We start from the raw sequence: 13,103 nt of genomic DNA on the forward strand, positions 1-13,103 counted from the left end.
ATTAGAGTATTTACTCTAATTTAATCTGATTATTGTGGGTGTCAAGGGTTCTTCCGATAAATTGACAATATCATATGTCAGCTTAATTACAAGATGCTCAGTACTGGCTGGCTGCGATCAACTGTCGTGTATATTCAGTTTGAGGCTGGGCAAATAATTGCGTGGTTTGTTGATACTCAAGGACTTTGGCCTGATGCATCACCATTACTTTTTGGCAAAGTGCTTGAATGACTTGTAAGTCATGACTGATAAAGATGTAACTGATCTGGTCTTGCTGCTGTAATCGGCGTAACAATTGAATCATGGCACGCTGTGTACTGCGATCCAGTGCAGAGGTAGGTTCATCCAATATAATGAGTTTGGGCTGCAACACCAAAGCTCTTGCCAATGCGACTCTTTGCCGTTGCCCACCAGACAGTTGATGTGGATATTGATGCTTAGCGTCTATTGATAATTCAACTTTACTGAGTACCTCTTCAATTTTAGTTGTGATCTGTGCTTTGGAAATTGATCTAAGCTTTAAGCCCTCTCCAATGATTTGCTCAACTGTCATGCGTGGATTTAAGCTGCTCAAAGGGTCTTGAAATACGATCTGAAAATCACTTCGTAAAGGTCTAAGTTGTTTTTGATTCAATTGGTTTAAATCTTTGCCCTGAAAAACAATTTCTCCATCACTGGCGATCAGACGTGCAATTGCTAAAGCTATAGATGACTTGCCTGAACCACTTTCCCCCACAATGCCTAAAGCCTCACCCTGCATTAAACTCAAATCAATCGCTTCTGCTGCCACTTTATAATGTTTAACATGGTTGAATAAGCCGTGTTTAATTGGATATTTAACAGTGACATTTTCAAGCCTTAATAAGGTTTCTGCTGGTTCCAATACCAAAGCTTGCCCAAAATTATGGTTCAATAGATTTTCTGTATATTCAGTTTTTGGCTGGTCAAAAATTTCAGAAATTGTACCTTGCTGTTCAACTTTGCCTTGATTCAACACCAGCACATGATCAGCATAACGTTTAACCAGATTGAGGTCATGGCTAATCAAAATCATCGCCATTTTACGTTGCTGTTGCAGCTTTTTAAGCAAAGCTAAAATCTGTGCCTGCAACATCACATCTAAAGCTGTCGTTGGTTCATCGGCAATTAAAATCTCTGGTTCTAAAGCCAGTGCCATTGCAATCATGACACGCTGCCGTTGCCCACCTGAAAGCTGATGTGGGTAGCATTTTAGCATCTGCTGAGCATCCTCAATGCCCACATCATGTAGTAAATTGATCACTTTTTGCTGAGCTTGTGCTTCGGACAGACCTTGCAACACTAAACTTTCGCCAACGATCTTTTCCACCTTGTGCAATGGATTGAGCGCAGTCATGGGTTCCTGAAAAATCATGGCGATTCGTTTACCACGAAGCTGTTGTAATTGTCGCTGACTGAGTTTTAACAAATCATTATTTTCTAATTCAACTTTGCCATCCACGCTCAATGTTTCAGGCAATAAACCCAATAATGCCAAAGCACTGATGGATTTACCCGAACCACTTTCACCAACTATTGCCAAAGTCTGAGCTGGATATAACTCAAAATTTAAATCATCCAGCAAGGTCTGCCCTGTTTCATTGGCAATGCAAAGCTGCTGCACTTTTAACAACGGCTTAACGTCTTGGGTCAAATGCATCACGTGCCGCCTCCCCAATATAAATCAGCGAAGACAATACAATCGCTAAAGTAAAGAAACCTGATAAAACCAACCACGGCGCATCCAGATTATTTTTACCTTGTAATAACAGTTCACCTAAAGATGCAGCATCAGGCGGCAGACCATAACCCAAGAAATCTAGTGCAGTTAAGGCAATAATATTAGCCGTCAACATAAAAGGAATTTGTGACAGACTGGAACTCATGGCATTGGGTAAAATATGCTTAAAGATAATTTGAACATCACTGACACCCAACGCTCGTGCAGCTCTAACATAATCAAAATTTCGGGCGCGTAAAAATTCAGCCCGTACCAATCCAACTAGTTCGGTCCAGCCAAACAACAGCATAATCAAGAACAGCCAATACACGCTAGGGCTAAACATACTCACCAGAATCATCACGATAAACAGCATGGGCAAACCGCCCCACACTTCCAAAATACGTTGTCCAATCAGATCAATCCAGCCGCCATAATAACCTTGTACTGCCCCAACCATAATGCCGATGACTGCTGAACATAAGGTTAAAGCCAATCCAAACAATAAGGAAATCCGCAACCCATACAAGATTCGGGCAAATACATCTCGCCCCTGATCATCAGTTCCGAGCCAGTTTTGTACGCTTGGTTTTGAGGGTACAGGCACCGCAAGAGATAAATTGGGTGATTGATAAGAAAATGCCACAGGCGGAGAAATCATCCAGCCTTGTTGCTGAATCAACTGTTTGACTGCTGGGTCTTGATAATCGGTTGCCGTTTCAAATTGCCCACCGAAAGTCGTTTCTGGATAATCTTTTAAAATTGGAAAATAAAAGGTCTGCTGATAACGCACCAATAAAGGACGATCATTGGCAATAAATTCCGCACATAAAGACAGGATAAAAATAATCAGAAATACGATTAAGCAGCGAAAACCCAATTTATTCTGTCGAAAACGATGGAAACGCTGCTGCATTAAAGGCGACATTATTTGCCACCTCTTGCTTCAAAATCAATACGGGGATCAATCACTTGATAAAGCAAATCGCCAATTAAACGCAGGATCATGCCAAACAAGGTAAATAAAAATAATGTGCCGAAAATCACGGGATAATCACGCTGGGTAATCGCCTCAAAACCCAACAATCCGATTCCATCAAGATTAAAAATAATCTCGATAAATAAATTACCGACAAAGAAAATCCCGACCAATGCTTCAGGTAAGGCGGCAACCACAATCAAAATAGCATTACGAAAGACATGCCCATAGAGCACCTGATGATCACTCAATCCTTTGGATCGTGCCGTCAGCACATAAGGTTTTTGCAATTCTTCCACAAATGAATATTTAGTCAGATAGGTCAAGGCTGCAAAACTGCCTAACACCATACTGAGAATCGGCAGACACATATGCCAGAGATAATCTTTAACTTTTTCTAATAGACCAAGTTGGGCAAAATTTTCTGAAACCAAACCCTGTAATGGAAACCATTGCAAATAACTACCACCTCCAAGAAATACAATCAACACAATGGCAAATACAAAGGAGGGAATGGCATAGCTCACAGCCAATAACAGCGAAGTTGATTGATCAAACAGCAAACCATTCTTTTTTGCTTTCTTGATGCCAAGTGGAATGGCAATCAGGTAAATCAGGAAAGTGCTCCACAACCCTAACGATAAAGTGACAGGCAGTTTTTCATAAAGCAATTGTGTAACAGGTTTATCCTTAAAAAAACTTGTACCAAAATCGAATGTTAAATAGCCCTTGATCATGAGCCAGAAGCGTTCATAGGCAGGACGGTCAAAGCCATATTGTGCTTTAATTTTATCAATCATTTCAGGACTAAGACCACGCGCACCCTGATATTGCGCCAAGTTGCTTAGGCTAGATGAAGTGCTTGTTCCTGTACCTAAACCCTGTGCATTTTGTATCTGTTGAATGGCCTGTTCGACAGGCCCACCTGGCGCAATTTGGACAATAATAAAGTTAATCAACACAATGAAAAATAATGTCGGAATCATCAATAACATTCTTTTCAGAATATAGTGCGACATTTAAATATCCTTGATTATTTTCATTGGTGTTTTTGGAACGATTGATTTAGTTTGCTGGCTTTATCTGCATCCACCCACCAATATTCCCAACCCACTGAAAGTTTTGGTTTGATCGTAGGCTGCTGATAGATATCCCAATAGGCAAACCAGCGTTCAGGCTTGCCATAAGTCAGGATTTGATAATAGCCTGCCCGTAATAAACGGTCCAGCACATGGGTATAGCGCACCACTTCATCACGGCGTTTGGCAGCCACAATCTTGTCAATCATTTGATCAATTGCAGGATTTTTAATCCCTGAATAATTATAGTTATTCGACTCATCTGCGGCAGCACTGCTCCAAAACTGTGCCTGCTCTTTCCCTGGAGTCAGCGTTTGTGGCATTTTCATCACCATCATATCGAAATCCTGATGGCGAATCCGTTCCATATATTGTGGAACATCGACTTGTCGCAGATTAACCTGAATCCCTAAACGATTCAAATTACGTACAAATGGCATCAACTCACGTTGTGGATTTTCCTGCTGCATTAACAGTTCAATTTGAATCAGTTTGCCCTGCCGATCATATAACTTGCCATTACGAATCACATAGCCCGCATCTTTTAGGATTTTTTGAGCGATGAGTAAATTCTGACGGTTAAAACCACTGCCATCTGATACGGGATAACGCCAATCGACCAAAACTCCTTGTTGCATCGCAGGATCAAGCTGTTTCAAAAAAGGCTGAATAATGTTTAATTCTGCTGCACTTGGCTTACCTGTTGCAGCCAAATCGGTATTATCAAAATAGCTTTGTAATCTTCGATTTTGATTAAAAAATAATGCTTTATTTTGCCACTCAAAATCATAGGCATAAGTTAAAGCTTTGCGCAGATGAATATCATTGAGCGGTGAACGGCGAATATTAAATACCAGACTTTGAATATCCAATGGTGTACCTAAACGAGCTTTATACTTTTTGATCCAGCCCGATTGCATCGCTGGAAAATTGTAAGCGGTCATCCAGTTACGGATATTTTTTTCTTCGTATAAATAAAATTGTCGGGATTTAAAACCCTCAAAACTGACCTCTAAATTACGGTAATAGACATATTTCAGCAGATCAAAATTATAACGCCCTTTATTGACAGGCAAGTCTTTAGCCCAATAATTCGGACTGCGTTTATAGGTTATACTCCGCCCTGCATCAATACGCTCCAGCATATAAGGTCCAGACCCTACAATCGGCTGCAAAGTAATACGGGTAAAATCCTTATTGCTCCAGTCCTGTTTAGAATAGATCGGTAGGCTTGCCACAATCAGCGGCATTTCCACATTATTCCTGGATTTAAAAATAAATTTAACCTGATACCTGGAAATGACTTCTGTTTTTGCCAAATCGGACAAATACATTTGAAAACCCAGATTTGCTTTGGTCTGGTAGGTATCAAAAGTAAATTTGACATCATCTGCGGTGACAGGCTGACCATTATTAAAACGGGCTTTAGGATTTAAATGGAAAATTATAAATCTTATATCATCAGGATCATAACTGACTTTTTCGGCCAATAAAGGATACATCACCCGTGGCTCATCCAAAGATCGATCCATCAAGGTATCAAACAGATAATTTACGCCCTCGGTGGCACTACCCTTACCATTCATACTATTTAAATTGTCAAACGTTCCCAGACTGGACTGGCTAAGCACTCCACCTTTCTGTGCATTTGGATTGGCATAAGGCATGACATTTAAATTTGCATACTTTGGAGTCACATGCATAGCCAAATAAGGTGTGGTTTGGACTGCCGCAAATGAAAGCTGAACAAAAAAGCTTAGTCCATACAATAGACTAAGCCTCTTGGTAACAAGCAATGCAATCATGCGTAATTACAGGTTCGGGACTTTAATCACATCACCAATACGCAGTTGAGTTTTCGGGGTTAGGTCATTCATCTCAGCCAGTGCATTAATTTCCATGCCATACTTACTCGCCAAGCCAATTAAGGTATCACCACGTTTTACCTTGTACTCTGTCACCGTCTTTGGAATGGATATATTCTGACCACGTTGCAGGCTAGTATTGGCTTTCAAGTCATTCAACTCTGCCAGTTCACGCCCAGACATGCCCAAACGGCTGGCAATGCTGTTCAGTGACTCACCTGCTTTCACTGTATATTTTTCGGTGTTCTTGCTTGATACTGCCTTGGTGTTGGCACTATTTTTACTGTTATCCGCTTTGGCAGATTCAGTTTTCGGTAAATCACCTGTCAGTTTCAGTTTTTGTCCAATACGAACGTTACTGTCACGAGACAAGTTGTTTAAGGCAGCAACATCTTCAAGCTGTAAAGCATAGCGGTTTGCGATACCACTTAAGGTATCTCCAGACTTCACTGTGTAAATATCTGGTACAGTGTCCTCTTTTGCTTTGATGTTACTACTATTGGCTTTAGTCGGCACATCACCTGTCAGTTTTAAACGCTGTCCTATCATTACGCCAGATGTACGCTCCAAATCATTTAACTCAGCAAGCTCACTCAATTGCAAATTATATTTATTCGCAATGGCTATCAAACTGTCGCCCGACTGAACCACATATTGTTCAGGAATGGTTGAACCTGCTGGAATCTTGATGGTCTGCCCTAAACGAACCCCACTATTGGATTTCAGCTTATTTAACTCAGCCAACTCATTCAGGGTGATTTTTGATTTTGATGCAATACTGGATAAGGTATCACCACGTTGAACCGTGTAGTTCTCTGTCTTGTAGCTGGTTGATGCGGTTACATTTTCATACTTAACCGCATTTTTAGGCTCGACAGCCTCCTCAGTTTGTGACACCTCATGCAGGGGCACATTAATTTTTTGCCCCACCAACAAGCTGCTACCCGATGTCAGTCCTAGCGTTAAATCAGCCAGTTCCTGATTCGACAAGGCATAACGGTCCGCAATCAGTTTGAGATATTCACCACGTTTCACCGTATAGGACTTGGTCGCCACTTTTTGAGCTGTGGATGTCTTTGTCTCTGGCACACGTACTGTTTGTTGAGGGTTACGCGTATTGGTTTTAGGCTCAACCAATGTGAGTTTTTGCCCTACAAACAAGCCGTCCGTTACAGAGAGATTATTATAGTCAGCCAATTGTTTGAGGCTTAGATCAAAACGCGCCGCCAAATTGGTCAGGCTATCCCCTGACTGCACCACATAACTTTCTGGCTTGCTTTCCATTGCCTTGGAGGTGTCAGCTTGTGGTTTTGCATCATAGAGATACAGGCTTGCCCCGACAAACAGTGTCCCTGTTGGATCAATCTGGTTCCATTTGGCAATGTCACGCCAGTTCACCCCATTCTTTTGGGCAATTGAGGCCAGCGTATCGCCAGGCTGAACGGTATAGGTACTGCGTTTGCCTTTTGGCGCGACCACAACAACATCGGTATCGGTCTTGATGTAGGGCTTGCCCTGATTGCGTCTGGCATCATCACTATTGGCAATTTCTGGGCTTTCAGCCAAGGTTTTTGGATAAGCAAAGCCCTTGCTGACTTCCTGACCTTTCTGATCGGCAACCGATTGGCTGGTCTGAATGGCGGTCAGCTTAATCTTGCCATCAAATGGATCAACAATTTCTGTTCCCTGTGGGGCAATGGCCTTAATTTCAGCAACCACCTGATCTTTTTCAGCCTGTGTTGCCTGCGGTTCCAGAACTTGTGTTATCGTCTTCTTCTCACCCTCCTGCTTTACAGCAGCAACAATCTGCTCGCGCTCCTGCATTGAAATTGGTGGTTCAATTCTGACAGGCTTAACATTTGGTGCTGGTGTAATCGCCACAGGAATACGTGGTGCGCTTGGTACATCCGCAGCAGCAGCAAAAGAAGCCAAAGCGTTTGAACCTACAGGAGTGGTAATTCTGGTCGGCGTTTTTGTTGTTGTGGTAACGGGTACAGTATTGGTCTTCGTGGTTAATGGTGGCGGTGGTGTAGTGGATGGCTTAACAATTTGCCCCACATTACTTGTAGTTGAGGTGGTTGTACGTACTGTGGTTGAGCTGGTCAATGGGTTCATTACAGGTGGCGGCGCACTACTTGCCCAGAATCCACCAGAACCTGCCTTGCCAGAACGTAATTTTGCATCAATTGATGGACTTAAATCCGCAGGAATCAAGATGCGCATTGGACTCATCGGGTCAACCATCTCACCACGGTAGGCTGGGTTCAATGTATACAGTTCAGCACGGCTTAATCCCGTGATCGAGGCAATCTGGTTTAACTCAAGCGGTGCAGATAAAGCAACTTCACGAAAGTGAGGTCGGTTGGCAATTGGAGGCAATGCCACACCATAAGCGCTAGGGTTTTTAATAATTTGTGCAACTGCCAGAAAACGGGGAACATAGTTCATGGTTTCCTGTGGCAATTTCAAGGACCAGTAGTCGGTCGGCAAGCCTGCCGCCTTATTACGGTTAATGGCCTGCTGGATACGTCCTGGCCCTGCGTTATAGGCAGCCAGTGCCAGTTCCCATGAACCAAATTGATTATATAAGCTGCCTAAAAACTCATAAGCGGCACGCGTGGACTCGACCACATCACGGCGGCCATCATATAAACTGGTTTGCTGCAAACCGTAGATACGCCCCGTACTTGGAATAAATTGCCATAAACCCGCTGCTGCCGCACTACTGGTTGCCGCGGGATCATAAGAGCTTTCAATCACGGGTAAAAGTGCCAATTCAGTCGGCATACCACGGCGTTCAGCCTCTTTTACAGTGTGGTATAAATAACGGCTGGCACGCGCACTTAAACGGTCCAGATAAGGTTGACGGGAAATAAACCAGCTACGCTGCGCCTCGATACGCGAGTCCCAGTGATTCAGGTCCATCTTGAAGCCCACAGTCATCCGTTTCCAGACATCACCGTGTTTCAAAACCAAAAGACGGTCGCCCTCCACCGCACGCATATCGGTTGCGGAAAGCAGGTCTTCTAGGGAATCCAGACTACTTGCATCCAAAAAGCCTGAACCCACTTGTTTTGAAGATGAAACCTTGCTTGTCTGAGGGGTGGATGAACAACCTGCGGTAATTCCCAACGCGGCTAGAGCGGAAGTGAGTACAGTGATTTTGAATAATGATGTTGCAGATGTTTGCCACACCAATGTGCTCGATTTATACATAAAAACTTCCAGTCAACTCACGCTAGTTCTTTTTCAGTTAGCCATTGTAGTAAAGCATGTCGCTTAGACAAGGCAATAATTTAGCGTGATTTGCATGGAAATGTTACAAGAAATTAAAAAATATGTATTTTGTAACGTTCAGGGCAAGAATTTCACCTTACAATACAAGAAATAGGATGGAAATGCTAAAATTCTCCATCCATACGGGCAAAACCATCGTGTTGTTCCAATTTCTCAAGCTCACAGCAGAATATTGATCTAATCCATTTTAGATGCAAATGCTGGAAACTTTTTATTCGATTTATGATTTAGGTTCAGATATGTCACAAACAATCACGCTCTATGTTGATGGCGCATGCAAGGGTAACCCAGGCTTAGGCGGCTGGGGTGCATACATCATTACTGAACAGGGTGAACACAAGCTGTGTGGTGGCGAACCAGAAACAACCAACAACCGCATGGAACTGACTGCTGCCATTGAGGGAATTGCCTTTTGCCCGACTGATGCACGCCTGATCATCTGGACAGACTCCAATTATGTCAAGCAAGGCATCACTGAATGGATTCATAGCTGGAAAAAGAAGAACTGGAAAGATGTCAAAAATCCAGACCTCTGGCAAAAACTTGATGCAACCTGTGTCAACCGTGAGATTGAGTGGAACTGGATCAAGGGTCATGCAGGTCATGCTGGCAATGAGATGGCGGATCAACTGGCCAATCTGGGTGCGGAACAGACTGCCAAGCAACTAAAATCCACAACACAGGCTAACGCTGATACAAAAAAGCCTGAACCAGACTGGCTTCTGGATGACCCTTTTGGTTTGGATATGATGGCGGATCAGGATGAAACCGTGGAAGAACTTGAAATAGAAATAAATGTTCAGGACAACATGGCTGAAACAGAGATATTGCCCGACTCCTCAGTAACACCAACAGGCAGCCTACATCCACAGATTGTTGTGACTGAAGCCAAGTTAAGTCTTCAGGGTCCGCGCCAGCTGATTCTGGATACCGAAACCACAGGTTTTTATTATCAGGATGGCGACCGCATTATTGAGGTGGGCGCGATTGAAATGATCAACCGCAAACTGACGGGCAGCTCGATTCATATTTATATCAATCCTGAAAAACCTGTCGGTGACTCAGAGGCCATCCACGGCATCACCGACGATTTTCTACAAGACAAGCCCAAATATGCAGAAATTGCCGATACGCTATTTGCCTACTTAAAAGGTGCCGAGATCATTGCACACAATGCAACGTTCGATATGAACTTCCTCGACATGGAGTTCAAGCGTGTTGGCCTGCCCTTACTTTCCGACGTGTGTGAAGTGACCGACACATTGGCACTGGCAAAAAATAAGCATCCTGGCCAAAAGAATTCTTTGGATGCCTTGGTGAGGCGTTACGAAATTCCTGCGCGGGACCGTACTTTTCACGGTGCGTTACTGGATGCCGAGATTCTGGCCGATGTCTACCTTGCCATGACGGGTGGACAGGTTTCCTTTGATATGGATGCCCTGTCACAAACGGAACAAAGTCAAAATAAAACCACCCGTCAACGTGTCCAGATTGAGCTTCCTGTCATTTATGCATCAGGTGATGAATTGGCCCAACATGAGACATGGGTCAAACAATTTGAACAGAAACATGGAAAGCCTTGCTTTTTTGCAAAATAAATTTGCTGATCAATGTTATTTTTTGTATTTCAAGCTTTCAAAGTTACGCTATATTAGCCTATAGAAGATTTAAACCTCCTGTTGCGGGAGGTTCATGGATATAACAACTCAGGAAAGGTGTAGGTCATATGTCTTACCAAACCTCGATTCATTTCGACCCAACGGCATTACTAATAATAAAAAATGAAATCGACAATTCGATTAAATTGGTGGAGACAGCAGTTAATACGCTTGCTGAAGAACAAGCCTTACCTTTTGGTATTGATGACGCACTCAATCAGTTTGAGCAATGCACACAGGTGCTTGCCCTGATTGATATGCCGCATTTGTCACAGATCACCCAGTATTCAGCTGAGTTGATGCGCAAGATCATGGCTCAACCGCAGCAAATCAAGACCAGTGATGTGGTTGCCCTCAGTGAAGGCACCACCATGCTGAAGCGCTATATTGAGTTTATCTGCCTGCGTGAAGTCAAGGTACCCCAGTTCCTGCTTGATACCCTGAACCGTTTGGAAAAAGCGCTGGGCAAACCAATCACCAAAGAAGGCCAGACCATTCAGCCTTTGCTGGACTGCATCACACCAAACTTTAATCTGCCACAGGCGCCAAGTCTGGAACAATCCCAATATATTCACCAGCTTTACAAGCTATGCCTGAACAAACTGATCAAACAGGCGGAAACGCCACTGGACTTACAGGGCATCAAACTTGTTGGTGTCTACCTTGCGGGCATGGCTTCAAATCTTCCAAGTCAGCAATACTGGCAACTGGTCAATGTTGGTTTAAGCCATATTGAAGAACTGCTGATCACCGAAGCGCGTTTACGCACCCTGATTCAGGTTGAAACCAATATTGGTAAATTCCTGGCACAGCAGTCTGCCTACCAAAGCAACCTGAGCGATCTTGCAGATATTCTAAGCATCTGCATTAGTCAGGAAGATGATGTTTCCCAGCATATCCGTGAACAGCTCAACATTGGCGATGAGTTATTAAGCGATACCCAGTTGCAGGTGCTCAGCCGTCATTTGTATGGCCCTGACTATGAAACCATTCATACCATCAGCCAGTTGATGACCAATGAAATGGCACAGATTCGTAATGAAATTGAATACAATCATCAAAATATGTCAACTGAGAAAACTCAGGAGCTACAACTGAAGCTGAACCAGCTTGCGAATGTGTTCAAGGTGCTTAACCTGAATGAGGCGGCAAAAGAGCTGATCCAGCAGGCTGAAAAACTCAGTCAATCCAATACACTAACGGATGTGGCTTCAGTACAGCAGTTGATGAACAGTATTTTAGCGTCGATGAACTCAATCGGCATTTTGGAACGTAACTACACCTCCAGCCGTTTGCAGTTGCGTGTCAACAACATGCATATCTCACTAGACCGTTTAGATGAAGCACATAAGGCGTTGTTGACTGAGACAAAAACACTGATTGAGACACTGACCCAAACCCTAAGCCTGTATGTTCAGGATCCAGCCGCACATAGCCTGGAGGCATTGCCAGAGTATCTTAAGGAGTTATCAGGTGCTGCCCTGTTCCTTGGCAGTTCTGCTCAACAGACAGCATTGTTGACTGCGGCGAACTTTGCCCAGAATCGCTTAAACCAGAATCTGGCTTTGGACGCAGAGCAGGTGAACTGCATTTTAAATGTGGTTGCAGGTCTGGATTTACTGGTGGATAACCTTAAGAATAAACAACCCGTATTGCAATCCATGTTTGATGTGGCATTATCAAGCAGTCAGCAATTACAAAGCATCGCCGCATAATGACTCAGCTCTCACTTGCTTATATTTTTCAGCACCAGAAACTGTTAGTTGATGAAAACCTGCAACTGCCAAAGGTTGAAAAGTTAGCAAGTGACCTCCCCATCCATCACAATGATCATGTCATTGCACGTGATCTGCTTGAACATGAATCCGTTCCCGATGGCTATCAACTGATTCCCATTCGGGAACTGATCCAGTTATGGTCCACAACAGAATTTCTACAGGCCAGCCGTGCGGTGCAACTGCTTGAGTGGCGGCGTAACCATAAATTCTGTAGCCACTGTGGACATGCCACGGAAATCCATCCCAAAGAATATGCTATGGTTTGCCCTGCCTGTGGCTATCATCAATACCCACGTGTGCAGCCCTGTGTCATTACCATTATCACCAAAGGCAATGATGAAGTATTGCTGGCAAAATCAGCGCATAAGCATTATGGCAATATGTATGGATTGATTGCAGGATTTGTTGAGGTTGGTGAAACACTGGAGGAGGCGGTGCAACGGGAAGCGTTTGAGGAAGTCGGTGTCAAGCTTAAAAATATCCGCTATATGTCAAGTCAGCCGTGGCCATTTCCAAGCAACCTGATGATTGCCTTTCATGCAGAATATGATTCAGGTGACATTCAGCTCCAGCTTGAAGAAATTAGTGACGCACAATTCTTTAAGTTTGACCAACTGCCTGAAATTCCATTTAAGGGCAGTATTGCCCACAGTATGATCATGCAGGTCATAGAAAGTAAAAAAGCATCCTAAAAGATGCTTTTTTAGTC

Annotated in this window: 8 protein-coding genes; 3 read left to right on the forward strand and 5 right to left on the reverse strand. The window is 43.5% G+C overall.

The window, feature by feature from the left end; all coding sequences use genetic code 11:
• Positions 1 to 97: 97 nt before the first annotated feature.
• From QLH32_RS05355 to QLH32_RS05375, 5 genes are read right to left on the reverse strand one after another with little or no spacing between them, the layout of a single operon-like run.
• A complete protein-coding gene (locus QLH32_RS05355; protein ID WP_283269287.1) occupies positions 98 to 1,678 on the reverse strand; it encodes an ABC transporter ATP-binding protein in 1,581 nt (526 codons plus the stop codon).
• Positions 1,656 to 2,666, reverse strand: coding sequence for an ABC transporter permease (locus tag QLH32_RS05360; RefSeq protein WP_283268527.1), 1,011 nt, complete (start codon positions 2,664 to 2,666; stop codon positions 1,656 to 1,658). The genes QLH32_RS05355 and QLH32_RS05360 overlap by 23 nt, the downstream gene beginning before the upstream one ends.
• On the reverse strand, positions 2,666 to 3,736 hold the full coding sequence (gene yejB, locus QLH32_RS05365) for a microcin C ABC transporter permease YejB (RefSeq protein ID WP_283268528.1): 1,071 nt from the start codon (positions 3,734 to 3,736) through the stop codon (positions 2,666 to 2,668). Before yejB ends, QLH32_RS05360 begins: the two co-directional genes overlap by 1 nt.
• Before the next feature lie 20 nt (positions 3,737 to 3,756).
• The gene (locus QLH32_RS05370) at positions 3,757 to 5,601 is read right to left on the reverse strand and encodes an extracellular solute-binding protein (protein ID WP_283268529.1); all 1,845 of its coding nucleotides are present in this window, start codon (positions 5,599 to 5,601) and stop codon (positions 3,757 to 3,759) included.
• Positions 5,602 to 5,607: 6 nt separating this feature from the next.
• Complete coding sequence (locus QLH32_RS05375) at positions 5,608 to 8,877, reverse strand: LysM peptidoglycan-binding domain-containing protein (RefSeq protein ID WP_283268530.1); 3,270 nt, start codon at positions 8,875 to 8,877, stop codon at positions 5,608 to 5,610.
• Positions 8,878 to 9,197: 320 nt separating this feature from the next.
• Between QLH32_RS05375 and dnaQ the strand changes: the two genes are divergently transcribed.
• The 3 genes from dnaQ to nudC all read left to right on the forward strand — a co-directional run bounded on the left by dnaQ (position 9,198) and on the right by nudC (position 13,086).
• Positions 9,198 to 10,556 (forward strand): DNA polymerase III subunit epsilon, encoded by a 1,359-nt coding sequence (dnaQ, locus tag QLH32_RS05380; protein WP_283268531.1) that lies wholly within the window; start codon positions 9,198 to 9,200, stop codon positions 10,554 to 10,556.
• 128 nt (positions 10,557 to 10,684) lie between these two features.
• Positions 10,685 to 12,331, forward strand: coding sequence for a chemotaxis protein (locus QLH32_RS05385; protein WP_267980932.1), 1,647 nt, complete (start codon positions 10,685 to 10,687; stop codon positions 12,329 to 12,331).
• The gene (gene nudC, locus QLH32_RS05390) at positions 12,331 to 13,086 is read left to right on the forward strand and encodes an NAD(+) diphosphatase (RefSeq protein ID WP_279959225.1); all 756 of its coding nucleotides are present in this window, start codon (positions 12,331 to 12,333) and stop codon (positions 13,084 to 13,086) included. Before QLH32_RS05385 ends, nudC begins: the two co-directional genes overlap by 1 nt.
• The last annotated feature ends 17 nt before the right edge of the window (positions 13,087 to 13,103 follow it).

The organism is Acinetobacter corruptisaponis (assembly GCF_030053775.1).
Taxonomy (GTDB): Bacteria; Pseudomonadota; Gammaproteobacteria; order Pseudomonadales; family Moraxellaceae; genus Acinetobacter; species Acinetobacter corruptisaponis.